The following is a 243-nucleotide window of genomic DNA, read 5'->3' as shown; positions in this document are numbered from 1 at the left end:
CTGTGTCGTTTAATTATGATTTATTATTTGAAAAAGCACTTACTGCTGCTGGAGTACGATATTATAGGACTGGTACAATTGAGGATAAAAAGGGAGTACCTATATCAAAACCACATGGTTCTATAGATTTTGATTTTGACTTTGAAACGGAGGAACCACTCAGTGAGTATAAAAACTCCCCCCAAAAGTTCAAACATCTTTTTTCACATATAGAGCCTATTCCCAAAAGTCTGTGGCTTTCAC

At 35.8% G+C, this 243-nt stretch carries 1 pseudogene; it reads left to right on the top strand.

Features of this window, described 5'->3' with window-relative positions:
• Positions 1–243 (top strand): annotated as a pseudogene (locus AOA61_RS31900) (hypothetical protein); the annotation flags it as partial.

The sequence above is a fragment of the Pseudomonas sp. 2995-1 genome (assembly GCF_002742505.1).
Classification (GTDB): domain Bacteria; phylum Pseudomonadota; class Gammaproteobacteria; order Pseudomonadales; family Pseudomonadaceae; genus Aquipseudomonas; species Aquipseudomonas sivasensis.
Note: the sequence above shows the minus strand (reverse complement) of the source record. Positions and strands in the feature narration are given on the sequence as shown.